Origin of the sequence: Actinomyces acetigenes, assembly GCF_031296635.1 — a bacterium.
In the GTDB taxonomy this organism is placed as follows: domain Bacteria; phylum Actinomycetota; class Actinomycetes; order Actinomycetales; family Actinomycetaceae; genus Actinomyces; species Actinomyces acetigenes.
Genome location: NZ_JASPFC010000007.1, coordinates 72,029 through 95,590 on the forward strand (window position 1 = coordinate 72,029; position 23,562 = coordinate 95,590).

General features: G+C 70.8%; 22 protein-coding genes. 9 read left to right on the forward strand and 13 right to left on the reverse strand.

The genetic code is table 11. The features are described from left to right. Positions 1-11: 11 nt before the first annotated feature. The 11 genes from RIV14_RS04320 to RIV14_RS04370 all read right to left on the reverse strand — a co-directional run bounded on the left by RIV14_RS04320 (position 12) and on the right by RIV14_RS04370 (position 10,924). Complete coding sequence (locus RIV14_RS04320) at positions 12-509, reverse strand: NUDIX domain-containing protein (RefSeq protein ID WP_075373147.1); 498 nt, start codon at positions 507-509, stop codon at positions 12-14. Further along, on the reverse strand, positions 506-1,495 hold the full coding sequence (locus RIV14_RS04325; RefSeq protein WP_075373148.1) for a tetratricopeptide repeat protein: 990 nt from the start codon (positions 1,493-1,495) through the stop codon (positions 506-508). Before RIV14_RS04325 ends, RIV14_RS04320 begins: the two co-directional genes overlap by 4 nt. Then, a complete protein-coding gene (locus RIV14_RS04330; protein WP_309324922.1) occupies positions 1,492-2,595 on the reverse strand; it encodes a VWA domain-containing protein in 1,104 nt (367 codons plus the stop codon). The genes RIV14_RS04325 and RIV14_RS04330 overlap by 4 nt, the downstream gene beginning before the upstream one ends. Further along, positions 2,592-3,704 carry a vWA domain-containing protein gene (locus tag RIV14_RS04335; protein WP_075373150.1) on the reverse strand — a complete coding sequence of 371 codons (1,113 nt, stop codon included), beginning with the start codon at positions 3,702-3,704 and terminating at the stop codon, positions 2,592-2,594. The genes RIV14_RS04330 and RIV14_RS04335 overlap by 4 nt, the downstream gene beginning before the upstream one ends. Beyond that, a complete protein-coding gene (locus tag RIV14_RS04340) occupies positions 3,698-4,219 on the reverse strand; it encodes an alpha-amylase (protein WP_070658171.1) in 522 nt (173 codons plus the stop codon). Before RIV14_RS04340 ends, RIV14_RS04335 begins: the two co-directional genes overlap by 7 nt. A gap of 4 nt (positions 4,220-4,223) precedes the next feature. After that, positions 4,224-5,225 (reverse strand): DUF58 domain-containing protein, encoded by a 1,002-nt coding sequence (locus RIV14_RS04345; protein ID WP_075373151.1) that lies wholly within the window; start codon positions 5,223-5,225, stop codon positions 4,224-4,226. A 23-nt stretch (positions 5,226-5,248) separates the two neighbouring features. Continuing rightward, positions 5,249-6,577, reverse strand: coding sequence for an AAA family ATPase (locus tag RIV14_RS04350; protein ID WP_428978863.1), 1,329 nt, complete (start codon positions 6,575-6,577; stop codon positions 5,249-5,251). Between the two features lie 219 nt (positions 6,578-6,796). After that, positions 6,797-7,729 carry an LmeA family phospholipid-binding protein gene (locus RIV14_RS04355; protein ID WP_075372363.1) on the reverse strand — a complete coding sequence of 311 codons (933 nt, stop codon included), beginning with the start codon at positions 7,727-7,729 and terminating at the stop codon, positions 6,797-6,799. A 16-nt stretch (positions 7,730-7,745) separates the two neighbouring features. Further along, the gene (locus RIV14_RS04360; protein WP_075372364.1) at positions 7,746-8,594 is read right to left on the reverse strand and encodes an FHA domain-containing protein; all 849 of its coding nucleotides are present in this window, start codon (positions 8,592-8,594) and stop codon (positions 7,746-7,748) included. A gap of 102 nt (positions 8,595-8,696) precedes the next feature. Continuing rightward, complete coding sequence (locus RIV14_RS04365) at positions 8,697-10,061, reverse strand: hypothetical protein (protein ID WP_075372365.1); 1,365 nt, start codon at positions 10,059-10,061, stop codon at positions 8,697-8,699. Further along, a complete protein-coding gene (locus RIV14_RS04370) occupies positions 10,058-10,924 on the reverse strand; it encodes a PP2C family protein-serine/threonine phosphatase (RefSeq protein WP_081379572.1) in 867 nt (288 codons plus the stop codon). The genes RIV14_RS04365 and RIV14_RS04370 overlap by 4 nt, the downstream gene beginning before the upstream one ends. A 411-nt stretch (positions 10,925-11,335) precedes the next feature. Between RIV14_RS04370 and RIV14_RS04375 the strand changes: the two genes are divergently transcribed. The 6 genes from RIV14_RS04375 to RIV14_RS04400 all read left to right on the forward strand — a co-directional run bounded on the left by RIV14_RS04375 (position 11,336) and on the right by RIV14_RS04400 (position 17,824). Further along, entirely contained in the window at positions 11,336-12,628 is a 1,293-nt protein-coding gene (locus RIV14_RS04375; RefSeq protein WP_075372366.1) for a variant leucine-rich repeat-containing protein, read from the forward strand. An 87-nt stretch (positions 12,629-12,715) separates the two neighbouring features. Beyond that, entirely contained in the window at positions 12,716-13,966 is a 1,251-nt protein-coding gene (locus RIV14_RS04380) for an MFS transporter (RefSeq protein WP_075372367.1), read from the forward strand. A gap of 60 nt (positions 13,967-14,026) precedes the next feature. Further along, positions 14,027-15,385, forward strand: a complete 1,359-nt coding sequence (locus RIV14_RS04385; protein ID WP_256699272.1) for a glycosyltransferase 87 family protein — start codon at positions 14,027-14,029, stop codon at positions 15,383-15,385. Positions 15,386-15,518: 133 nt separating this feature from the next. After that, positions 15,519-16,784 carry an App1 family protein phosphatidate phosphatase gene (locus RIV14_RS04390; RefSeq protein ID WP_075372368.1) on the forward strand — a complete coding sequence of 422 codons (1,266 nt, stop codon included), beginning with the start codon at positions 15,519-15,521 and terminating at the stop codon, positions 16,782-16,784. A 242-nt stretch (positions 16,785-17,026) separates the two neighbouring features. After that, entirely contained in the window at positions 17,027-17,347 is a 321-nt protein-coding gene (locus RIV14_RS04395; RefSeq protein WP_075372369.1) for a hypothetical protein, read from the forward strand. Positions 17,348-17,506: 159 nt separating this feature from the next. Next, positions 17,507-17,824 carry a protoporphyrinogen oxidase gene (locus tag RIV14_RS04400; protein ID WP_075372370.1) on the forward strand — a complete coding sequence of 106 codons (318 nt, stop codon included), beginning with the start codon at positions 17,507-17,509 and terminating at the stop codon, positions 17,822-17,824. A gap of 36 nt (positions 17,825-17,860) precedes the next feature. Here RIV14_RS04400 and RIV14_RS04405 read toward each other — a convergent pair whose 3' ends face one another. After that, positions 17,861-18,649, reverse strand: a complete 789-nt coding sequence (locus RIV14_RS04405) for a trimeric intracellular cation channel family protein (protein ID WP_075372425.1) — start codon at positions 18,647-18,649, stop codon at positions 17,861-17,863. A 218-nt stretch (positions 18,650-18,867) separates the two neighbouring features. Here RIV14_RS04405 and RIV14_RS04410 point away from each other — a divergent pair, with 218 nt between their 5' ends. The 3 genes from RIV14_RS04410 (at position 18,868) to RIV14_RS04420 (ending at position 21,872) form a co-directional block, all read left to right on the forward strand. After that, positions 18,868-19,782, forward strand: a complete 915-nt coding sequence (locus RIV14_RS04410; RefSeq protein WP_075372371.1) for a cation diffusion facilitator family transporter — start codon at positions 18,868-18,870, stop codon at positions 19,780-19,782. Between the two features lie 66 nt (positions 19,783-19,848). Beyond that, positions 19,849-20,760, forward strand: a complete 912-nt coding sequence (locus tag RIV14_RS04415) for a copper homeostasis protein CutC (protein ID WP_178387856.1) — start codon at positions 19,849-19,851, stop codon at positions 20,758-20,760. Positions 20,761-21,050: 290 nt separating this feature from the next. Next, positions 21,051-21,872 carry an alpha/beta hydrolase family protein gene (locus RIV14_RS04420; protein WP_075372372.1) on the forward strand — a complete coding sequence of 274 codons (822 nt, stop codon included), beginning with the start codon at positions 21,051-21,053 and terminating at the stop codon, positions 21,870-21,872. Between the two features lie 71 nt (positions 21,873-21,943). Here the strand turns inward: RIV14_RS04420 and RIV14_RS04425 are convergent, their stop codons facing one another. Further along, positions 21,944-23,476, reverse strand: coding sequence for a hypothetical protein (locus tag RIV14_RS04425; protein ID WP_256699273.1), 1,533 nt, complete (start codon positions 23,474-23,476; stop codon positions 21,944-21,946). Between the last annotated feature and the right edge of the window lie 86 nt (positions 23,477-23,562).

Below are 23,562 nucleotides of genomic sequence, written 5' to 3' on the forward strand. Positions count from 1 at the left end.
CCCAGTGCCCATCAGCGCCCCAGGGCGTCCACGAGCGCGTCAATGATCGGCAGGTCCGCCTCCAGCCACGGCAGCCGGCGCAGCTGATCCGGCGGCTCCAGGCGCACCCACTCCAACCGTTGGTGGTCGGTTCCGACTCTGCCCCGGTCCCCGGGTCGGGCGGGCTCGGCCAGCCACACTCGCATCCTGAAGCCGTGCATGGCCGGCCAGGCCGGGGTGTCGTCGCCGGGGCCGCTGTCCGGTGGCGCCACAACCGCCAGCTGCCGGGGTACGACGAGCTCGGGTCCTAGGCGGACGCTCAGGCCGATCTCCTCGTCCAGCTCGCGGGCCAGGGCCTGCTCGGGCCGCTCAGCGGGCTCGACCTTGCCGCCGGGGAGCTCGAACTGGCCGGCGTGCTCAGGCGGGTAGGAACGGGCCGCGCACAGCAGGGCGGTCGGATGCTCCAGATCGTCCAGGACCGCCGCCGCCACGACGAGGCGGGAGGTCCTCCCCGTATCGGAGTCGCTCACCAGGGCTTTCCCTTGTTGCTGTCACTGCCTCCGGGATCCTCAGTGGTTCCCGGGCTGCCGTTGTTGCGGTCCCGTAGGCGCTTGGCCCGGTCGTCGACCGGGGTCGGGGTCGGCTTGGCGCTCGGGGTGCTGGAGGAGGTCTCGCCCGGCGAGCTCGACGCCGACGACGAGGGGCTCGAACTCGGGTCGTTGCTGGGCTGCGAGGACGGACTGGAGCTCGGGTCACTGCTGGGCTGGGAGGAGGGGTTCGCGCTCGGGTCGCTGCTGGGCGTGGCCGAGGGGTTCGGGCTCGGGGAGGGATTCTGTTCGGGCGGGGGTGGCACCTCGCAGGTATCGGCCGCCTTCTTGGCCGCCTCGATGTGCTCGGTCACTGCCGCGGAGCTTCCGCTCTCCTGGGCCTGGGCCGCCAGGGTGAGGTGGGCGACGTACAGGTTGGTACGCACCATGCACTCCGGGGAGCCGGCCTCCTTCGCCTTGGTCTTCGAGTCGACCTTGGCGGCGGGCGCCTCACTGAGAGCCTGGTTGAGGGTCGCCACCGCGGAGGTCGGATCCTTCGCGACGAGCTGACCGGTGCCCAGGTTGAAGTGGACGCGCCACTGCTCCAGCCAGGGGTTGATCCTGGCGACCGTGCGGTAGCGCGACAGAGCCGTGTCGTAGTGGCCGGCTGCCGCGGCACGGTTTCCGGCCAGGGAGATGAGGAAGATCGAGCCGAGCCACAGGGAGATGATCGTGGCCAGCGCCGCGGGCACCCCGCCGATCGCCAGGAGCCGACGGCGCCGCTTGAGACGGGCCTCGCGCCGCCTGGGGTCCTCGGGGGCCGAGGGGTCCGGTGAGGAGGTCCCGTCATTCGGGTCCGCCTCCTGCAGGTAGTCGGGCACCTGCTCCGAGGCGCCGGCGTCACCCTGCGCTCCCTCGACGGCACCGGGCAGCGTCGCGCCGCTGCCCTGCCCGGGGACCTCGCCGGGGGTGTTTCCTATCGTCATCATCTTCCCCTTCCCATGAGAAGACGCAGGCGACGGTCGGCTCGCATGAGATCGATGATCTCCCACAGCAGCAGACCGAAGGCGATGAGTCCCAGTGGCCAGGTCAGGTACACCCGGGCGTTGGTCTTGGCCCGCCCGTCGGCGGAGACGGCCTCGATGTCGAGGTTGGTGAACTTGCTCGTCGGGTCGTCGCCCGACCCGCCGGTGCGGTGGTAGTAGGGCAGCCCCATCTCCTTGGCCACCTTCTGGAGCTCGTCGGCGTCGATCTTCGACACCCCTGGCTGCCCGCCCTGGCCGTCGGTGATGTAGTCGGACTGGGTGTGCTCGCCGGTGGACGGCGAGCCGTCGTAGCTGCGCATCTTGCCGCCCTCGGTGGAGCCGTAGCCCAGCACTGCGCCGCCGTCGACCAGGCCGTCCAGGGACTGCCAGGAGATGCCGGCGTTGTCGGCCACCTGTGCGCCGCGGCCCTCGTCGGTGGCCTCGCCGTCGGAGAAGATGTGGACGAGGCGGATGTCCTTGGGGTCGGACTGACGGGACTGCGCCAGCGTCTGCCCCAGCAGCGGAAGCGCCACCTCCAGCGAGGACCCGGTGGCGTGGCCCGTGACCTCCTGCTTGAAGGAGCCGATCCAGGCGTCGACGGCGTTGGTGTCGTGAGTCAGCGGCAGCTCCCGGGCTGCGGAGTTGTCCAGAGCGATGATGGAGAAGCGCGAGTCCGGGAAGGCCTCGCGGATGGCCCGCATGTCCGCGCGCACGCCGTCGAGCCTGGTGGAGGCCGACTGGTCGACGCCCTTGGGCCCCTTGCCCTGGTAGTCCTCCGCCGCCATGGAGCCGGTGCGGTCCACCACCATGTAGATCTCCACGTTGGAGACGCTGATGGCCTCGCTGCCGCGGATCGCCGGCCCCGCCAGCGCCAGCACGATGACGACGACGATGGCCAGGCGCCTCCACCAGGCCCGGCGGGCGGCCGGCTCGGCATCGTCACGGACCAGTCGACGTCGGGAGACGATGAGCAGCCCCGTCAGGGCGGCCGCCAGGAGCAGGACGAGAATCCACCAGGTGACCGGGATGAGCGCGAAGTCCCCAATGATCGGAACCGGCTTCATGCTCGCCTCCAGGTAGTCAGTCCCAGGTAGCCCAGAAGCACCAGTGAGAGCGTGATGACGAGCCGCTGGGGGACGTCGGTACGACGGGTCTGCTTGCGCCCCCCGAGCGCGGAGACCTCGGTCTTCTCCAGCTCCTTGACGATCTGTCCCCCGGTGCCGGAGTCCTCGACGTCGTAGAAGCGTCCCTTGCCCTGCTCCTCGGTGACGGTCTTGAGCTCCTCGCGGGACTCCTCGGGAGTCTTGTCGAGGAGGTTCTGGTAGGGCTGGTCCTTGTCGGCGCCGTAGATGGAGAACAGGCGGATCTTGCGCTCGGTCAGGAGCTTGACGGCGTCGGTCAGGGGGTAGATCTGCTCGTTGTCGGGGTCGATGACCTGGTTGTCGGTGGCCAGGATGATGGAGCGGGAGCGATCCAGGTCCTGGTTGTCGAAGGCTTGGGCGCAGGAGGCGAGCCCGTCACCAGCCAGGGAGGAGCCGTTGATGCTGTTGTTGATCGTGCCGCCGAAGGCCTCCTGGTAGGCGAGCTGCTGCTTGAAGGTGACGTTCTCCGGGTCGATGTCCAGCACGTCGCCCAGCTCGGTGAGCTGGTCACGCAGCAGCTCGTAGTCGTCCGTCAGCGGGACGATGGTCTGCGCGGATGAGTTCCAGGCCACGATCCCCACCCGCTCGCCGTCGAAGTCCTCCAGGATCTCGGAGAAGGTCGTCAAGACCGAGGAGTCGATCCTGACCATCGACGTCGACACGTCCAGGCACAGGACGATGTCACGGTTGGCCAGGGCGTCGGAGCGCTCGGTGACGCGCACGGGCCGACCAGCGATGGCGGCGGCGCTCACCAGGCCCGAGACCAGCATGACCGCCAGGAGCGCATGCAGCCAGCGCTGAGCCCGGATGCGCTTGCGCACCGCCGGCAGCTGGAACAGGCTCGCCGAGTTGGCCAGGCGGCGGGGCAGCTCGACGGCCTGATCCTCGCCCCGTCGGCTCCAGGGCACCCTGAAACGCTTGGGCGCCCTGACGGTGGGGTCCCCGCTGGAACGGCGGTCGATGATGAAGACCGCAATGATCGTCGCGGCCGCGATGACGACAAGAACGATGAATAACCAGAGCATCACCATCGGGTGACCACCTCCCTGGCGTGGGTGAGGGCCTCCTGCGCGGCGGCCTGCGGCTCACGGTCGAAGGAGGGCTGCTCCCACACGGCGAGCAGCTCTCCGACGTGCCCCAGCGGGTTGATGTCCAGGGGACGGCCCGCCGCGCGCACGCTGCGTCGCCGCTCCTCCACCGAGCGCGGCCCGGCAGTTGCGGCCATGTCGAGGATCTCCGAGACCGTGGCGGTGGTGATCTCCTCCCCGCTGCGGGCCTCGGCGAAGCCGCGCAGCAGCGCCGCCAGCTCCAGGTGCAGCTCGCGCAGGTCCAGGTCACCGGCGTCCCAGCGCTGGGAGATCTCACCGAGACGCTCACCCCACTGGCGGCGCTCACGGGGCGCCATGGGGATGTCTCCGACCTCCTGGGAGAGGTCGCGGCGGGTCACCAGGAAGGTCCGCAGCAGCCAGGCGGTCACCAGCAGGAGACCGACGACCATGACGATGACCATCCATATCGGCATGAGAACCGGGGGCATGATCTGCATGGGGTCACCGCCTCCCTCTGGCCACGGCGGCGCGCTCACGCTGGAGGAGCTCGGCGATGGAGTCGATGAGCGTCTCCTCGGAGGAGACGACGCCGTACTCCAGGTGCCGGGCGTCGAGCACCTGCTCGACGGTGGTGCGCCACTGCTCGCGCACCACGGCCGCGTGAGCCGCCAGGTAGGAGTCCGCGCGCAGGAAGGCGGGGATCTCGAAGGGCAGGTCGATGTCCCGCCCGCGGCCGCCGCCTTGGCGCAGCGGGTCGTCGTCCTCGATCTGGACGACGATCATCTCGTGCTGGATCGACAGGCGCCGCAGCCAGGTCGCGGCATCGGGGCCGGGGTGGGCGGTGTCGGTGATAAGGATGACCAGGCTGCGTCGGCGGTGCCAGGTGCTCACCCGCTCCATGAGGTGCGGCAGGCTGGAGGGCGGGGCCCCGGGGGCCAGCTCGAAGACGCCGGGCGCCCCCTCGACGGGAGCGTCGAGGTCCTCGAAGGTGCGGGCCAGCAGCGCCAGCAGGGTCTCCACGTGCTTGGCCCCAGAACGGGCCGGGCGCGAGACCATCCGGCCGGCGTCACCGGCCACGAGCGCCACCGAGTCCCCCCGCATCCGGGCCAGGTAGGCGAAGACCTCCGCCACTCCCAGGGCCAGGTCGCGCTTGTCCTCGCCCGTGGGGGTCATCGCCGCCATGGTCCGACCGGTGTCCACGGCCAGCACCATGGGCATCATGGACTCGCGCTGGTAGCGCTTGATGACCGGCTGCCCCAGGCGGGCCGAGGACTTCCAGTCGATGTCGGAGATGTCGTCGCCGGGCCGGTAGAAGGACATGTCATCGAAGTCCTGCCCGCGCCCGACAAACACCGACTTGTGGCGCCCGTCGAGCAGCCCTGTGGCGCGGCGCAGGGTCGGCAGGCTCAGAGCCGCGCGCAGACGCTCGATCCGCGTACCGCGCCGACCCTCGCCGGAATCGGACTCGGGCGCCTCGGGGGCGCCATGTACCTCCGTGCTCATCGCTGTGCTGGTCCCCACCGGGCTCAGGGCGTGGGGACGGCCGCGAAGATGGCGTCGATGATCGCCTCGGGCGCGACTCCGTCGGCCAGGGCGTCATAGGTGAGCACCAGCCGGTGGCGCAGCACCCCGTGGCGCAGCAAGCGGACGTCGTCGGGGATGACGTAGGTGCGCCCCTCCTGGAGGGCGACGGCCTGGGCCACCTTCATCAGCGCGATGCCGCCACGGGGGGAGGCCCCCACGCGCACCTGCCGGTCCAGGCCGGGCACGGGCCGCGGCCCCCCGCCGCGGGAGGTGTTGATGAGGGCGACGATGTACTGCTTGATGACGGGATCGACATAGACCCGCTCGGCGGCCCGCTGAAGCCATTCGACGTCGTCGGTGGAGATGGGCCGACCGGTCACGGGCTGGTCGAAGGTCCCGTTGGAGATGCGGTCCAGGACGTCGGCCTCCTCCGAGGGCCGCGGGTAGGTGAGCACCTCCTTCATGAGGAAGCGGTCCATCTGCGCCTCGGGCAGGACGTAGGTGCCCTCCTCCTCGATGGGGTTCTGGGTGGCCAGGACCATGAAGGGGTGGGGCAGCGGGTAGACGACGCCGCCGATGGAGGTCTGACGCTCCTGCATGGCCTCGAGCATGGCCGACTGGGTCTTGGCGCTGGAGCGGTTGATCTCATCGAGCAGGACGATGTTGGCGTGGACCGGCCCCAGCTGGGTGGTCATCTCGCCGGTGGAGGAGTTGAGGATCTGGGTGCCGACGATGTCGTTGGGCATGAGGTCGGGCGTGCACTGGATGCGCCGGAAGGAGCCGGAGACGGCCGAGGCCAGCGTCTGGGCGGCGGTGGTCTTGGCCAGGCCGGGCACCGACTCCAGCAGGATGTGACCACTGGACATGAGAGCGGTCACCAGGGCCGTGCGCAGCTGCTCCTGACCGACGACGCGCTGGGAGAAGATGTTGGCCACGGACTTGAGCAGCTCAGCGGCGCGCTCCACGTCGGCGTCCCCGGCGCCCCGACGGCTGGAGGCGGCCCGGGCCTCGCGGCGCAGCGCCTCACGGGAGGGCAGGGGGCCGGTGTCGACCTTCTCCTCGGCCGGCGCCGCCGGGCCGGAGGGGTAGCCGGGAACCGTCATCCTGGATGATGCGGTCGGCACGGAGCGGGCCCCGGCGGCCTGCGGGTCGATCTGAGGAGGGACCGAGGGCGGCTGCTGCGCCGAGGCCGCAGCGCCCTGCCCCGCGGAGGAGCCGGTGGGCTGACCGGTCTGTCGGGCCGCCGGCTGGCCGCTCGACTGACCGTACTGCTGGCCACTACCCCAGCCACCCGGCTGACTGCCGGGTTGGGCGCGGTGCTCGGGCTGCATGCTCATGGTTCTCCTCGCTCAGTTCTGGCTTGATTCCTCGCGCCACGTGCTCGCGCCTGGATAGGCAACGCATTGGCAGGCTATACGAGCCGGGGCCACCTGGGGCACGAGCGGAGGGGAAGTCCTCCCCACAGCCCCGGCAGGCCTCCATTTTTCACCGGTTTCGCGCCACTTTGAAGGAAATGTGAGACGAATCGTCATGGGGTCGCCGCCCCGGGGTCAGAGCTGGCCGAGGTTTACCCGGCTCCCGGCCAGGCTCAGCCGGAGCCCGTCGTTGGTGACGATGGCGCTGGTCGGGCGCAGCCCCGGCGGCAGGGACTTCGCGGGGATCGTGATCTGCGGGGAGTCCAGCCCGATATAGCTGAGCATGCTGTCCTGCCCCGTGTCGACGTCGACGCCGAGCTTGCTCCCACCCATCCGGGTGGAGGTGATGGTCAGGACCAGGCTGCCGTCGGCACCCAACGACGGGACGATCTCGGCCTCACCGCTCAGACCAAGCAGGGACATCGAGGCCTGGATGGCCCCCGGATCCTGGGTGCTCGTCCCCGTGCGCTTGGCCTGAAGGGTGACGCCCTTGAGCTTCGGGTGCGATGCGGCGGCGAGCTCGGCCACCTGCTGCCAGCTGATGGTGCCCGACGCCGCCACGGCGTCCGTCTGATAGGGCTTGTGCAGGCTGATGTGGCTCAGATCGACGTCGACGTCGCTGAGCGTGACCGAGGCGTTGCTCTGGCCCTTGGAGGTGAGCGTCAGGCTCGAGGAGTCCACGCTCAGGCTGTCCAGTGAGCCGCCGACGACCTGAGGCAGGACGATTCCCCTGGTGGCGATCCGGGCGTCCGGGCTGAGCCCCGGCAGGGCGGAGCGCACGGCGGCGTCGACCTGCCCGCGCACGAGGTACTCCGCCCCGACGGCCCCGGCGCTCAGGATGACGACGAGCACCACCAGGACCGCCAGCCACCGCCACACGTGACGTCGCCGGGCAGGGCGGGGACGGTCACCGTCCGAGAGCTCCTCCTGCGAGGAGTCCTTCTCCAAGAGCTCATCCTCCTCGGGATCGTCCGCCAGGACCTCGTCGAGGAGCGCCCGGTTGGGGAACTCCTCCTCGACGACGTCCCTCTCCACTCGGGGCGAGTCCACGTCTCCCCGGCGACTCATCACTCCCCGCGTCACGTCATCGCCTCGGCGCCGACGGCGAGCTCTGGGCCACCGGGGCGGTGCTCGCCGAGCGCTCGGCCGTCTGGTCGGCGGGGGCCTGGTCGGCGGGGGCCTGGTTGGCGGCCAGCTCCTCGTCAAGCATGTAGAGGTCCTCGGCGGTGACCATGAGGGTGGACACGGCGTGCTCCACCAGGGCGGTACGCCGGTTGGAGGCGGCTCCGGCCACACGGCCGCCGCGCAGCCCACGCACCCCCACCCGGTCGAGCTTCTCGCAGACGTTGTCGAGCTTGCGGTTGAACTTGGTCAGCGGCCAGCCCAGGCGCGCCGCGGCCGCCGCGGAGGAGGGGATCTCGGCTGCCCCGGTCCCGGCCCGTTTGAGCACCGGCTCAGACAACGCCAGGACGAGCAGCAGCTGGGAGCGGGTCATCGGGGTCACCCCGATGGTGGTCTGGCCGGAGGACTGACGCACGCCGTCGATCCCGGAGAAACGGTCCTCCCCGGAGGTGATGAGGTTGATCTCGTAGGTGGTCGGGCCGGCGGAGAAGGTGAGGATGACCCGGGGGAAGACCAGCGGCATGCGGGCGCCCGGGGCCAGTCGGGACTGGACCAGTCCCTCACCGTCGGTCAGGGTGGCCGACAACCGCGACCCCTCGTTGGCGATCCACCAGAGGTTCTCGGAGTGAGCGAAGACCAGGAATCGGCGGTGGAGGTAGGGGTTGTCGTCAATATCGAGGTCTCCGCCTCGGCCGATGACGAAGGCGTCGGCCGGAGCGACCCGGTAGATCTCTCCGGAGAAGTCCAGGACGAGCTCGTCGGGCTGCTCAGGATTGACCTCCGGCATCTCTGTCCACGTCAGGTCGCTCATGAATTCTCCTTCCACGGTCCCGGCTCATGATCGGCACCCGGGTCCAGTCTTACTGAGAAGCCGGAGCCGCACCGGCGAAGCACGACCACTCGGACAGTGACCTCAGCCACTACGGAACCTCAGCCACGACGGCGGGTCAATACGGAGCGTCACCCCGTCGCCGACGTCCATGAGATCCCCCATGAAGACCGGCGTCGGCATTCCCGGTCCCAGCAGGACCGGCGTCGCACCGGGGCGAGCCAGGACCGTGCCGTTGGACGAGCCCAGGTCCTGGGCCAGGATGCTCCACCCCGAGGTCGTGAGCATGAGGTGGGAGCGCGAGACCATGTGCTGCGGGCTGGCCACCGGGACCAGGGTCACGATGTGCGGATCGCCCCCGGCCTGCACCTGGGGGGCCCGTCCGACGACGACGTCGCCGGCGACCTCGACGGCGGCGCCGGTCGACAGGGTCAGCGTGGCCAGAGCCGGCCGGCGCACGTAGGAGATCACTCCCGTCAGGGGCTGGGAGCAGATGAGGCACTCCCGGAGCTCGGGAGGACTGGCGTGCCCCTGGGGGCAGATCGAGGCCCGCACGGGGGGCGCCGCGATCAGCGCCGCCTCGGAGGCGGAGACGACCTCCGTGTCGGGCAGGGCCTCCAAGGGCTGGGGCTCCCGGACGGGCTGGGGCTGCTTGCTCTTGGAGTTGTCCGGTGCAGTGGGGGTGTTGGCCGTCGGACTGCCGCCCGAGCTCGCCGAGGGGGCGGTGGGGGCCCGGTGGGCGCCGCGACGCCGACGCCCCGAGCCGGGCTCCGGCTCGGGGTAGTCCGGGAACGGGCTCACGTCGCCGGTGTCCAGGTCCTCCGCAGTGGCCTCAGTGTTCTCCGGGTGCTGCTGCTCCGGAGGCTCGAAGGGGTCGTCGGGGTCCTCCCAGACACCCGTCTCCAGCAGCTCGGGAGCCGAGTCCGCGGACCTGTCGGATCCGGCACGAGAAGCAGCCTCGGCAGGAGAGGCCATGACGGGAGAGGCCGCGGCGGAAGAATCGGCCGGGGCGGGAGAAGGCACCTGCAAGGGCTCCGGAGCCGTCTCCCGGGGCGAGCCCGAGGCCGGGGAGATCGGGGGGATCGGCTTGAGCAGCGTGGTCTCGTCACTGGGCTCGGCCGGGATGATGCCGGTGGGCTCCGATGCCATGGAGCGCGGGGCCGAGCGCCGCAGCGCTGCGGCCTGCGAGGGCGCGGCGTTCTGAGGGGAGGGCCCGCTCGGGGCCGCCGGCCCCACCGTCGGCAGGTAGGTGCCGCCCAGGGCCTGCAGGACCCGCAGGCCGGTCTCCACGGAGACGCCACCGGGCTCGCAGCCGGCAGCCGGGTTGATGACGGCGGTCCCGTCAACGCCGTCGACCCGCAGAGCGCCGTCCGACAGGCGCGTCAGCCCCTCGGGCAGCGGGACGCGCTCACGTGGCGGGCAGGGGGAGGGAACCGGGGAGTCCGTCACCGCGCCTCCTGACTGCTCGCGCCACCGAGGGATGGCGTGTGCGCCGTCGATGGAAGAGCCGGCACCTGGAGGGAGTCGACGACGATGGCGGTGGTGTTGTCATGCCCTCCGCCCTCCAGGGAGGCGGCCACGAGGAGCTCGGCCGTGCGCTGCGCCGTGCAGCCTGCCGCCAGCACGGTGGCGATGGCTTCGTCGTCGAGCTCGTCACTGAGCCCGTCGGAGCAGATCAGGAACCGGTCCCCGGCGGCCACCGGAACGGTGTAGAGGTCCGGGACGCCGGAGTCGGCGATACCTCCGCCCAGCGCCCGGGTGACGATGTTGCGGCGGGGGTCGCGGCGCGCCTGCTCGGGGGTGAGCTCACCGGTCTCGATGAGAATCTGGACCCGGGAGTGGTCGCGGGTGACCTGGGAGAGCATGTCGTCGCGCAGCAGGTAGACCCGGGCGTCCCCCACGTTGAAGATGACCCAGGTCGGTCGCATCACCCCCTGCTCGTCCACCATCCAGGCCAGGATGACGCCGGCGATCGTCGCTCCGGGCAGGTAGGCGGCGTGGGACGGGATGGCGATGATCGCCTCCTGCGCGGCCACCACCGCGCGAACCACCGTGTCGACGTCGGTGACGATCGTCCCAGCCAGCGAGTAGAGGGAGTCGAGGGCCACCTGCGTGGCCATACGGCCGGCGGCGTGCCCGCCCATCCCGTCGACGACGACGAAGGCCGGAGCGATGGCGAGGTAGCCGTCCTCGTTGATCGTCCGCAGGCGCCCCACGTCAGTAGCCGCACCGACAACGACCTCCGAGGCCCTGATGCCGTCCTCACCGCGGATCGCGATGGCATCGGCATCAGCACGAACGTGCTCGGTCATCGGCTCCCTTTCCCTTGCGTCGCATGCACTCCCCTAGTAAACCCCAGCACCCCGTCCGGAACCACCGCACCACCGCCCCAATTCCATCATGTGGGAGCCTGCACCGAGTCGCAGGCCAGCGGCGCCGGCCCCCGCTGCGCCCACCGACCGGGTCCCTCCGCCGCCGCCAACGGCGACGATCCGCCGTCGTGAGACACTGACGAGCTGCGGCCGTGACCCGTCAGGCAGTCGGAGTCACGGTGTCCTCAGGTAGTCTTCCAACGTGGCCGGCTGACCGACCCACATGCCGCCGAGATGGTACTGCGTTCCCTGACTCGGTATCACGGGTGGCCCGAACCCGACCCACGACGGCACCAGGTGCCGGTCACAACCTGGACCGACGTCGTTTTCCCGACCCTCGAAGGACCCAGCATGTCTCAGGCCAAGGACGAGCTTGTCGCGCGAGCGCAGGATCCCAATGCAGAGTTGGAGACCCTCCACCAGCTGGCACAGAACTACCCCGGCCTGCGCCCCTACATCGCCGCCAACCCACGCACCTATCCCGCTCTCCTGGAGTGGCTGGGAACCCTGGGGGACCCCGCGGTCGACGCAGCCCTGGCCTCTCGCGACAGCCAGCCCCAGTCAGCGCCGTCGGCGCAGTCATCGCCTCAGCTGGCGGTAGTCTCGCCCCCCGGCGCCCAGCCGAGCGCACCATCGGCCAGGTCCTCCGAGGCCCCCACGCAGGTGACCCTGCCCCGTTCGCTCCAGCCCGGCAGCGCGGCCTCCGGCGCCTCTGCGATCTCCGCCACCAGCTCGAGGAGCGCCGCGAGCGCACCGAGCGCCTTCAACGCAGCCGGTGCGAACACACAGGTTGACGGCTTCCAGGCCGCGGGCGACCCGACCGTCTCCGTCCCCGCGTCCCGCCCCGCCCAGGCGATGGCCTCCCAGTCGCCGGCCCGGCCGGTTCAGCCCGCCCTGCAGCAGACCTTCCAGCAGTCCGCGAACGTCTCCCAGGCGCAGAGCCCGGTCATTCCGGCTCCCGTGCAGCAGGCCCCCGCAGTGACCGGCGACGACGGCGTCTTCGGCGTCGGCACCGAGGACGACGACTCCCAGCCCCCCTCCTCCTTCCTGACCTCCAACCGCATCCTGCTCATCCTGGCGCTCCTGGTGGCCACCGTCCTGGTCTTCCTGGCGACCTGGTACCTCTCCGGGGGCAGCGGCAAGGGCTCGGCCGCCGACTCGGGCACCGAGGCCCCGGCCGACTCCGGCCAGGCCGCGGCTCAGGACAGCCCCTCCCCGGCCTCCCCGTCCGCCTCCCCCAAGGCCTCGGCCACCCCGAGCGCCTCGGCGACCCCCACGTTCAAGGCGCCGGCGCCCGCCAACGCCCAGGAGCTGTCCGCCTTCGACGCCCCCAGCGGCAACATCACCTGCACCCTGAACGACCAGAACGTCACCTGCGTCATCAACGAGCACGCCAAGACCGATTCCTGCGATTCCTCGAAGCCGCTGACGGTCACGATCGACGCCGATGGGAAGTCCAGCCAGAGCTGCGGGTCGACCTTCGCCACCAAGGGCGTCAGCCTCAGCTACGGCTCGGCCGCCAAGCACTCCGCCTTCGCCTGCGAGTCGACCGATCAGGGCATGCACTGCTGGAACCAGGTCAACGGTCAGGGCTTCACTCTCAGCCGACAGAGCGTCACCTCCACCACCCACAGCGGCAACTGATCACTCTTACCCGAGGTCGGAGCCCCGCCCGTCGGGGCTCCGACCCGTTCTGTCAGCCTCACCTTCCAGCAGCACACGACGTCCGACATGGCCACCTCCTACCGAACGATCCTCATTCACCCCGGTGCCCGCTCCTTCACCAGTGCCGGGCTCATCGCCCGTTTCCCCATGTCCATGGTGGGGATCTCCACGATCCTCGCGGTCGAGGAGCTCTACGGCTCCTACACGGCCGCGGGCCTGGTCAGCGCCGCGAACTTCGTGGCCATGGCCATCGGGGCACCGATCCTTGCCCGCTGCGTCGACCGCTACGGCCAGTCGCGGGTCATGCTGCCCGCGGTCCTCGTGTCGTCCTTGAGCCTGGTGGGGCTGGTCCTCGCCGCCGCCATGCGCACGCACCTGGGAGTCTTGGCCGCCCTGTCGGCTCTGGCGGGAGGGTTGGCCGGTTCCATGGGCTCACTGGTGCGGGCGCGCTGGACGGCGATGCTCACCCGCCCCGAGGAGGTTCACGCGGCCTTCTCCCTGGAGGCGGCCCTGGACGAGGTGGCCTTCATTCTCGGGCCGGTGCTGGCCACGGCCCTGTGCACGACGCCGTTCCTGCCGGTGACCTCGGGCTGGGTGTGCTGTGTGGTGATGCAGCTGTTCGGGGGGCTGTGGTTCCTCAGCCAGCGCGCCACCGAGCCCACGCCGCACCCGACTCGGCGGCGCACCGCTGAGGCCACCGAGCAGTCGGATCAGGCCGCGGAGCACCCTGCGGTGATGCGCTACGGCGCCATGGTGTCCATCGCCGTCGTCTTCCTCATCCTGGGGGCCCTGTTCGGGGCCAACGACGTCGCCGCAGTCGCCTTCGCCACCGAGGCAGGGCACAAGTCCGCCTCGGGACTCATCCTGGCGGTGTGGGGCGTGGGCTCCTTCGTCGCTGCCCTCCTCTACGGCTCGCGCACGTGGGGGTGGCCGCTGTGGAAGCAGCTCATGGCCGGGCTGGTGGGGCTCGCGGTGGGGGCCTCAACCTTCGGTTTCGCACCGAGCCTGGTGGTGCTGTCCGTCCTGGCCCTCTTGACGGGGCTGGCCATCGCCCCCACCCTGACCAGCGGCAACAACATCGTGCAGGTGACGGTGGCCCCCTCCCAGCTGACCGAGGGCCTGGCCTGGGTGAGTACGGCGCTCAACATCGGGGTCTCGATCGGCTCCCTTCTGGCGGGGCAGGCCACGGACGCCGGCGGCTCGCGCGCCGGGTACCTGGCGGTGGCCGCCTTCGCCTGGGGCGCCGTCGTGGTTGGCGTCCTGGGGCTGTCCGCGCTCAGGCGAGCACGGACCAGCGGCTCTCTGGGCGGTCACTGAGTGACGTCGGCGGGCGGCTCGATTCCCAGCGTTCTTGGTGCCTCTTCTACACTCAGCACGATGCCGATCGCAGGAAATCCACAACACGTCTCCCGTCCCTCCCAGTCGGGCACCGGCCCCACGGACCACCCTGCCCCTGGGAGCGGGACGCCTGCCGCCCGGCCTGCGCGGCTGGTGGCGGCTGCGCGCGCCGTCGTCTCAGCGCCCGTCGTCGCCATTCTGGGGTGGCTGGCCCTGCTGGTGCCCGCCTACTGGTCCCTGGTGGATGACACCGGCCAGTGGCTGTTCAAGCTGGACTCCTTCGTCTACTACGAGGCCGTCCGTCAGTGGCTCGACGGCGGGGACCTCTACAGCTGGTACGCCAACCCGGCCCAGCATCTGTGGCCCTTCACCTACACACCCCTGGCGGCCTGGGTGATCGCGCCACTGACCTGGATGTCGTACCAGTCGGCCACTGTGCTGCTGATCGTGGCCACGCCGCTGTGCGCCGCCGTGACCACCTACGCGGTTCTCAGGCGCTTGGGAGTCGGGTCATGGATGGCCCACACCCTGTCGCCCTGGCTAGCACTCATCGGGGTCATCGCCCTGGAGCCCTTCCCCAAGACCATGGAGTACGCCCAGGTCAACGCCATTCTCATGGCGCTGGTGGCCGTGGACCTGTTCCTGGTTCCCCAGCGCTCGCGCTGGCGCGGGGCCCTCAGCGGCCTGGCCGCCGCGATCAAGCTGACGCCGGCGGTCGCGATCCTGGTGCTCCTGGCGCGTCGGGAGTGGCGGGCGGCGGCCACCATGGCGGGCAGCGCCGTCGGGCTGACGCTCCTGGCCGCCCTGGCGGCCCCCACCGAGTCCTGGGAGTTCTTCACCTCGGCCATGTGGGATCCGGGACGCGCCGGTTTCGCCGACTACTCGGGCAACCAGAACCTCAAGGGGGCGATTGCCCGGGGCCTGCCGGAGTCCGCCTGGAACCTCACCTGGGCGGTCTGCTCCCTGCTCGCCGTGGTGGCGGCCTGGCTCCTGTGCCGCCGGCTGGATCGGTTGCGGGGTGCCGGCGACGCGGCCGAAGGTCCCGGGCAGGACGACGGCCTGGTCCTGTCCCTTCAGATCAGCGTGGTCATGGTGCTCGGCCTGCTCATCTCCCCCATCTCCTGGTCGCACCACTGGGTGTGGTGCCTGCCCACGCTCATGTCGGTGGCGGCGGCGACCTGGCGCTGGCGCTCGACCGCGCTCGGCGTGGCCGGCGCCGCCGGGTTCCTCGTCTTCATCCTGGCGATGCAGTGGTGGTTCCCCGAGCAGAACCATGTGGAGCAGAACTGGCCCACCTGGGCCAAGGCCGTCGGCTCGAGCTACACCTGGTGGGCGCTGGGCTGCGGAGCCGTCCTGTGGTGGGCGAGCGGCCGGCGCCTGAGGGCCCTGCGCCGCTGAGGGGCGCTCGCGTTCGTACCTTATGCCTCGCGTTCGGGGGTTAAGGGTACGAACCGGCGACCTACCCTACGAACGCACGATCTACCCTACGAACGCACAAGATCGGAACCACTGAGTCGTCTAGGATCCAGGGGTGCCCCTCTCCGACATCGCCCGCGCCGTCGAGGACCAGTTCCATCGCGACACCGTCCCCGTCCTCAAGCGCCAGGGCTGGCGCCCCCGCGTCATTCCCTACGACGGCTACGGCACCAGCGCCCCGGCCCAGCCCGGCCCGACGGCGCAGCGTCACCAGGAGCAGCACCAGGACACGGCGGCCCAGCGCAGCGCGGCCGGAGCCCACCGCCCCTCCGCCTCAGCATCCCGCGGAGCCTCCTCCGGCTCCTCCCAGCCCACCCGACCCGCCTCTATGGCCCGGGTCCTGGCCCGCATGGTGATGCGCCCCCAGGACGCCCCCGCCGAGGGGCCGCTGTTCCGCTCCCTGCCCGACGCCCTTCCCGTCAGCGCCGCCCAGGCCCGCAGCTTCGCCATGACCGGTCTGCTCGACGCCCAGCGGGGCTGGCGCCTGTTCATTGAGGTGCCGGTGGCCTTCCTGCCGGTGACGGTCCACGTGGGCCGGGCCAGTGTGCGCACCCGGGCCGACCGCGGCGGCTACATCGACGTCGTCGTGCGCGATCACGGCCTGGAGCCGGGCTGGCACGAGGCCAGGATCGAGGCGACGGGGGCGCAGGCGGTCGCCGCCAAGGTCCTCATCATCCCCGAGGGGCCGCGCCTGGGCATCATCTCCGACATCGACGACACCGCCATGGTCACGCACGTCCCCCGCGTACTCGTGGCCGCCTGGAACCAGCTCGTCAAGTACTCCTCGGCGCGCGAGCCCGTCCCCGGAATGGCCGAGCTCTACTCGCGCATCCAGGCCGCCCACCCGGGCACCCCGATGATGTACCTGTCCACCGGCGCCTGGAACGTGGTCCCCACCCTGCGCTCCTTCTTCTCCCGCCACGGCTTCCCCTCGGGGCCCGCGCTCATGACCGACTGGGGGCCGACCAACACCGGCTGGTTCCGCTCGGGCATCGAGCACAAGCGCACCGAGCTGCGCCGGCTCATGATCGACCTGCCCCAGATCACCTGGATCCTCTTCGGCGACGACGGCCAGCACGACCCGTACATCTACGGCGAGGCCGCCCGCCACCACGCCGACCGGATCGCCGCCGTCGCCATCCGCCACCTGACCGCCACCCAGCAGGTGCTCGCCGGAGGGCTGACCGCCCACCCCATGGGTATCGGGCCCGAGGCCCGGACCCTGGCCGAGGCCGACGTGCCTGTCGTCGTGGGCGCCGACGGCTATGAGCTGGCCCGGCTCCTGCCCCGCGAGCTGCTGGAGGTCGCGCCGCGCCGCTGACGGCCTCACAGCACCCACCGCCGGCGTCGGGCACGATTCTCAGCCACCCCCTCCATGCGGCATGTCTCACGCAGGCCCCTCCGCCGACGACGATCCCCGCCAGCATGCGGATCGGCCCATGGCCCACCCGGTTCACAGGGACGGCACAGGCCCGCCCTACAAGGACGACAGGCCCCGGCGGTTACCTGGGTTCATCGGGGCGAACGCCCCCGTTCCCATCCCCAGCAAACAGGAGGAACCACATGACCCGCTTCTCCACAGACTCCACCGGCCCGACAGAGCCGACCGGCCCGACCGGCCCCACCGGCTCCGCCACCTCGACCGCGGCCTCGCTGCGCCGCCACGCGATCCTGGCCGACCTCAACGTGCTGCAGGTAGCCACCCTCCTGGGCACCGGGCTGCTGGTGACGCTCGGCGTCATCCTGGGCGGCCGCTCCTACATCACCACCGTCACGCCGGACGGCCTGATCGCCTCCCAGCCGAGCGCCCACGGCACCAGCACCCAGGCCCCTGCGGCGGGCTCGATCCCCTCCACCGGCGGCTCCTCGGAGGAAACCGTGTGATTCCGGGGGCGAGGACCGTAGCAGCCCCGCAGTGGTCCCGCGCGTGACGCTGTGGGCGATCACGCGGCCCCCGAGGCCCTGTCGCGTCAGTCGCCCCGGCCCACGGCCGGTATGGTGATGGCGCACCAAGCAGTGCTTCCGTCAAGCTCAGGAGACGATATGGCCGGCAAGATCCCCTTCATCCTCGGACTCGGCGCGGGATACGTGCTCGGGACCCGCGCGGGGCGCGCCCAGTACGAGCGCATCAAGACCGCGGCCTCCAAGGTCGCCGAGCAGCCCTTCGTGCGCACCCGGGTCGACGCCGCCTCCAGCCACGTCAAGCAGGCCGTGCGCGCCCAGGGCGAGGCCGTCACCGAGAAGGTCGCCGACGTCGTCAAGGAGCGGCTCTTCGGGGCGCCGTCATCCAAGGACAGCGTCCAGTCCCAGCCCGTCGACGCCGGACAGGCCAGTGTGCGCCCGGTCGGCGAGAGCTCCTGAGGTCAGCTTGAGGCCGGCTGACGCCGCAGACCGCCCCTAGCCCTGCTCGGGCCGCTGGGAGGGTGCGCCCTGCTGTGCCGTCCGCCCGCCGCGGCCGCGCCAGGAGGGGGCCTTGAACGGCCCCATCATGAGCGCCCGGCGCCAGCCCACCAGCGCGCCGCTCGCCTCGCGCCGCCCGGCCCGGCGCCGCTCCCTGTCGGAGATGACCGGCAGCTGCCAGGAGCGCCAGTAGGCGAGCACGCACAGGCCCGCACCGACCACGGTGGACACGAGCATGGCGTGCGCGTCGGCTACCCCCGCCTTGACGGCCACGACCTGCGTGCCGGCGGCGATGAGCGCCGGGATCGCGTAGAGCTTGTTGCCGCCGAAGACGGCCGGGGTCTCCCCCACCGCGACGTCGCGGATCATGGAGCCGCCGATGGCCGTGAGGCAGCCCAGCAGGAGCGCCGGCATGACTCCGAGCCCGTGGGTGAGGGCCTTCGAGGCCCCGGTGGCGGCCCAGCACCCCAGGATGACGGCGTCGGCCACCACGAGCAGGCGCCGGGTGGGCCGCGAGGGCAGCGGCACGAACCAGGCGACCGTCGCCCCCAGACAGGCCGTGTAGAGATAGTAGGGGTCGGTCAGGGCGAAGGGCGGGCCGGCCTGGATCATGACGTCGCGCAGGATGCCGCCAGCGGTAGCCGTGAGCATGGCCAGGACGACGAAGCCCACCAGGTCGAAGTTCTTGCGCCGGGCGATGAGCCCGCCCAGGATCCCGTTGAGCAGGACCCCGCACAGGTCCAGCAGCCGGAAGGTGTCGGTCAGGGAGGCCGGCGTGTGAAGCATGAGCGAAGAGAGGTCCAGCACCCCGGTTGCCCGCCTTTCACTCCTGTCATGGTGGCGTCCCGCCGTCGACCCCGGTGCCGGCCCGGCAGCCCGCCGTTACCCGGCACCTTAGCCCACGGCGAAGCGCGGGACGGGCACCCGGCCGCCGCGGATCGCGCGTTGCGGCGATACGAAACCTCAGGTGGTCAGGGCGCTCCGGTCCGCGCCATGATCGGCGCGTGTCCTCCCGCTACTCGCCCCCCAAGGACCTGAGCCGCTACGCGTGGCTGTCCATCGGTGCCGCACTGGCCACGATCGCGCTCAAGGGGGCCGCGGCCTGGCTGACCGGCTCAGTGGGTCTGCTCTCCGACGCCGCCGAGTCCGTGGTCAACCTCGTCGCCGCCGTCGTCGCCCTCATCGTGCTGAAGATCGCGGCCAAGCCCGCCGACGCCGACCACCAGTTCGGGCACTCCAAGGCGGAGTACTTCTCGGCCGTCGTCGAGGGCGTCATGATCTTCGTGGCCGCCGCCTTCATCATCATCTCCGCCATCGAGCGCCTCATCGACCCGCAGATGCCCGAGCAGCTGGGGGTGGGTCTGGCGGTCTCGGTCATCGCCTCGCTCCTCAACGGCGCGGTGGCGTGGGCGCTCTACCGAGCCGGGCGCCGCGAGCGCTCCATGACCCTGGTGGCCGACGCCAAGCACCTGGCCACCGACGTCGTCACCTCCGCCGCGGTCCTGGTCGGGGTGGCGCTGGTGGCCGTCTTCGGCTCGGCCGTGCTCGACGCCGTCGTCGCCCTGGGGGCCGGGCTCAACATCATGTGGGCCGGCTTCACGCTCATCCGCGACTCGGTGGGCGGTCTCATGGACATCGCCCCGTCCACCGAGGTGCTGCGCACCGTGGAAGAGGTTCTGGCGCGCCACCGCCAGGCGGGCACGATCGACTTCCACGCGGTGCGGGTACGCGAGGCCGGCAACCGGCGCTTCATGGAGCTACACGTGCTGGTCCCGGCGGCCTGGAGCGTCAAGAAGGGGCACGACTTCACCGAGCAGGTCATCGACGAGCTCATCGAGGCCGACACCAGCCTGCGCATCTCGGCGCACCTGGAGCCCATCGAGGACCCCAAGTCCTATGAGGATCTGGAGGACATCTGAGGACATCTGACGTCAACTCGGTTCCCATCAACGTGAGGACATGTCAGACTCAGCCCCATGAACGCAATGAGGCTCACCGGATCAGCACCGTCGCTGCGCCAGCACACGATCACCGCTCCCGTCCCCGCCTGGCGCCACCCCGACCACGTCGTCCTGGAGACCTGCGTCGAGGACGTCGAGGGCGTGAGGATCTCCGCACGGGCTGGGGCCGACCGGGCCGAGCTGGGCGACAACCTCACCGCCGCCGGCACCACCCCCTCGATCGGCACCATTGAGGCAGCCATCTTCGCCGCCGCCGAGCAGGTCGAGCAGCGCCGCGCCCAGGCCGGTGCCCACTGGGCGGACAAGCCCGAGGCCGCCGCCCCCTTCGGCCTGCGGATCCTCATCCGACCCCGGGGCGGGTCCTTCGTCTACGACGCCGATGAGGGCCGGGCCATGATCGCCGATGTGCGGCGCATCGCCACCCTGGCCCTGGAGATGGCCGAATTCACCCGCCCCCAGGCCACGGGCGGGGGGCGCACCACGCTGCCGCCGGCCGTGGACCTGGGCTTCGTCGTCGGCGCCCTGACCGAGGACGGCACCATTGACCGCGGACTCGTGCGTCTGCTGGTCGACATGGCTAATGGCGCCCCAGTCACCTTCCACCGGGCCTTCGACCAGTGCCGCGACACCGTGGAGGCCTACGGGGACCTGGAGGGGCTCGGCGTGCGCTACGTCCTGACCAGTGGGGCGGCCCAGACCGCGGCCGACGGCGCCTCGGTGATCGCCGGGCTGGTGGCCAGTGGCGGGCCAACCGTGGTCGCGGCCGGGGCCGTGCGCCCCGACGGCCTGGTCGACCTGGTGGAGTCCACCGGCGTGCGCGAGGTCCACATGCGCTGCCCCCGCGAGGGGCTGACGCCCGACGAGCCCCAGCGCACCGATGAGGCCCTGGTGCGCCGCGCCGTCGAGGCGGTCCGCGCGGTGCCGCTTCCCGAGTAGCTCGACAGCGCCGCCCGTCCCTGCCCTGCCCGCCCGACGGCGGCTGAGGCCGGGTGGGCGCCCCGTGCGACTCGGGTGCGCACCCGGCCTGGCGCCCTTGTCACCCTCCTCGGCCCTTGGTCCCCGGTCCGGGTTCCACCGTTGCCGGAGAATCCTCACGGTTCGTCGTTATCCACAGTCCTGGCGGCAACCAGCGGTTTCGACGCCCCCAGTCACGCTCGAAGCGCAATCGGAAGAACTACCGACGCTTCCCCCATGCTCACCCCTATTTTCTGTCTTAGGTTGACCCCATGAACGACGTCCGCATCGATACCCCACGCGGGATCACCCTGGCCGGCACCCTCCAGCTGCCCGCCGGAGCCGCCCCCATCGATCTGGAGGTTTCCACGACGTCGGAGGACGCCGCGCCCCCGCAGGCGCGACCGGAGGGCGTGGTCCTGCTGGCGCACGACTTCCTCACCGACCGTCACGGTCAGGGCGGGCGCCTGGATTGGATCGGTGCCCGCTACCGCCAGGCGGGTCTGGCCACACTCAACCTGGACTTCTCGGGTCTGGGCGAGTCAGACGACGACGTCATCACGCTGGCGGGCGAGGCCGAGGACCTGCGGGCGGCCTCCAGCTGGCTGGCCGGCCTGGGCTTCACCCGGCAGATGATCCACGCCAACGGCTTCGGGGCGACGGCGGCGCTCCTGGCGAGGCCCGAGCATGTGCGCACGGCGGTGCTCGTGGGCGCCATCGTGGGGCCGCAGTCGATCCTGTGGGAGGAGATCTTCTCCCCCGAGCAGCTCGATGAGCTCGCCCAGCACGGGCTGACGCGCCTGGTGGACGACAACCCCAACTCGCGGAAGTGGAACGTCCTGTCCAAGGAGACGCTGGCCGACTTCTCCATGCAGGATCCGCAGCGCACCCTGGCGGACCTGCCCTGGCCGGTGCTCATGGTGCACGGGGTGCTGTCCAACGAGCTGCCCGACACCGCCGAGGCCACCGCCGAGGGTTTCCCACTGCTGCCCGACTCCAGTCAGATGGTCCATGTCCACGCCGAGACCCTGGAGCAGGCTCAGGAGGAGGTCGCCCGCCTGAGCCTGGAGTGGGCTCAGCGCCGCCTGCGCTGAGCGGCCGCCCGGCTCCTCAGCCGGGTGGTCACTGCACCGTCGTCGGCACGCGCGAGGCGGGTCGGGGCGGGTCAGGACGGGCGGTAGGCCTTGACCGCCCCGTTGTCCTCGTGGGTGATGAGGAAGTCGCCCTCGGTGATGTAGCCGCCCCAGTCCCCCAGGGGGAGCGGCGCGGGGCTCTTTCCGGTGGACATGTCGACGAGGTGCAGAACCGTCTCGTCGTCGCTCTTGCGCTCGAAGAAGACGCCGATCTCCCCGTCTCCGGCGTGGTAGACGCCCTGGATGGGCGCACCGGAACATCCACTCGGAAGCTTCGAGGACAGCGAGTTGTTCTCGCCGAGGTCGATTCTCTGGCCCGCCACCGTGATGGATGTGCACTCCTTGTCATTCTTGTTGATCGAGTATGTCGACGGCGCCCAGGAGGTGTCACCGTTCTTGAGCCAGGCGCGCGCCTGGTCGAGGGTGAGGTCCTGGGGTGACCACGGGTAGTCGGTGAAGTCGTCGGGAACGCCTACCTCGAAGGTCTCCTTGACTGAGCCATCGGGGTTGAGGAGGGTCACGGTATCGGGCCGCCCCGAGGATGGGGGCTGGGAGTCGAAGAGCATCCACCCGTCCTTCAGGTCTTTCGGTGTGGTGCCCGGCTCGGCTCCCTCAAATTTCTTAGCCTTCCCGGTGTTGAGGTCAACGACCACGTAACGCGTATCCTTCTCCTGGTACGTCCACGCCTCCGCATAGTGATCAACACGGGAGGTGAAGGAGATACCTTCGGGATCCTCTTCGAAGGGAAGCTTTTCCTGCCATACGCGTTGGCTCGGGGAGGACCACATGGTGCACGTCGTCCCTTCGCAGGAGATCGCGTTGTCCCCTTGGAGAGTCACTTTGGCTCCGGCCTTCCATGGGGCGCCCTCATGCTTCCGGGTGCTCAGGTCGACGAGCTTGTCATTCTCAATGAGCTTCCCCTGCCACACATCGACGTGGTAGCCCTCAACCCCGGCATCGAAGTCCTCCTCCCACAGGAGCTCCGGAGCCACCTTCGCCAGCGAGAACACCTCGGCATGCACCGCAGTGCCCTCGGCGATACCACGGATGAGCTTGTCGCCCTCATGTTCGACCGAGACGCTCGCCCCAGTGGAGGGCTCGTTCTTGGGGGCGTCGAGAGCCCAGACCTCCTTATAGCCGTTGGCCCAGGCCTTGGTCCATCCCGGTCCCGACGACGTCCCTAGACTCGCGGGCTTTCCATCCCGGCCGCGCAGCCACCAGTAGGCCGCTCCCCCTCCGGCGACAGCGAGGACCAGGACGACCACGACCGTCACGATGACGGCGGTGTGCCGTCTGCGCTTGGGCGCCCCCTCACCGGGGGCGGCCGGGTAGACCGGGCCGGTCTGGTACGGCACGGGCGCCCCTGCCGGCAGGTAGGGAGGCTGGGCCGGCTGCCCCGGAGCGCCGCCCACCCCGGGGGGATTCTGCCAACCTACCCCGCCCTGGACGCCGTCGGGAGCCGGAACGGCCTGAGAAGCCTGCGGACCGTAGGGAGGCTGAGGCCCGCCAGCACCGTGAGAGAAGGGCCCTGAGGAGCGGCCCGGCCACTGGGGAGTATCCGTCATGTCGGTGAGTATTCCACGCAGGGCCCCTACCGACGCGGCCTTTCGCCGGCGGTCCTGTCGCGAGGTGATCGGGCGATGACGCACCC

Coding starts and splice junctions, on each gene's coding strand:
- RIV14_RS04325 (WP_075373148.1), bottom strand. CDS start 1,495: ATGATGACGATAGGAAACACCCCCGGCGAGGTCCCCGGGCAGGGCAGC.
- RIV14_RS04330 (WP_309324922.1), bottom strand. CDS start 2,595: ATGAAGCCGGTTCCGATCATTGGGGACTTCGCGCTCATCCCGGTCACC.
- RIV14_RS04335 (WP_075373150.1), bottom strand. CDS start 3,704: ATGGTGATGCTCTGGTTATTCATCGTTCTTGTCGTCATCGCGGCCGCG.
- RIV14_RS04340 (WP_070658171.1), bottom strand. CDS start 4,219: ATGCAGATCATGCCCCCGGTTCTCATGCCGATATGGATGGTCATCGTC.
- RIV14_RS04345 (WP_075373151.1), bottom strand. CDS start 5,225: ATGAGCACGGAGGTACATGGCGCCCCCGAGGCGCCCGAGTCCGATTCC.
- RIV14_RS04350 (WP_428978863.1), bottom strand. CDS start 6,577: ATGCAGCCCGAGCACCGCGCCCAACCCGGCAGTCAGCCGGGTGGCTGG.
- RIV14_RS04355 (WP_075372363.1), bottom strand. CDS start 7,729: ATGAGTCGCCGGGGAGACGTGGACTCGCCCCGAGTGGAGAGGGACGTC.
- RIV14_RS04360 (WP_075372364.1), bottom strand. CDS start 8,594: ATGAGCGACCTGACGTGGACAGAGATGCCGGAGGTCAATCCTGAGCAG.
- RIV14_RS04370 (WP_081379572.1), bottom strand. CDS start 10,924: ATGACCGAGCACGTTCGTGCTGATGCCGATGCCATCGCGATCCGCGGT.
- RIV14_RS04375 (WP_075372366.1), top strand. CDS start 11,336: ATGTCTCAGGCCAAGGACGAGCTTGTCGCGCGAGCGCAGGATCCCAAT.
- RIV14_RS04380 (WP_075372367.1), top strand. CDS start 12,716: ATGGCCACCTCCTACCGAACGATCCTCATTCACCCCGGTGCCCGCTCC.
- RIV14_RS04385 (WP_256699272.1), top strand. CDS start 14,027: ATGCCGATCGCAGGAAATCCACAACACGTCTCCCGTCCCTCCCAGTCG.
- RIV14_RS04395 (WP_075372369.1), top strand. CDS start 17,027: ATGACCCGCTTCTCCACAGACTCCACCGGCCCGACAGAGCCGACCGGC.
- RIV14_RS04400 (WP_075372370.1), top strand. CDS start 17,507: ATGGCCGGCAAGATCCCCTTCATCCTCGGACTCGGCGCGGGATACGTG.
- RIV14_RS04405 (WP_075372425.1), bottom strand. CDS start 18,649: ATGCTTCACACGCCGGCCTCCCTGACCGACACCTTCCGGCTGCTGGAC.
- RIV14_RS04415 (WP_178387856.1), top strand. CDS start 19,849: ATGAGGCTCACCGGATCAGCACCGTCGCTGCGCCAGCACACGATCACC.
- RIV14_RS04420 (WP_075372372.1), top strand. CDS start 21,051: ATGAACGACGTCCGCATCGATACCCCACGCGGGATCACCCTGGCCGGC.
- RIV14_RS04425 (WP_256699273.1), bottom strand. CDS start 23,476: ATGACGGATACTCCCCAGTGGCCGGGCCGCTCCTCAGGGCCCTTCTCT.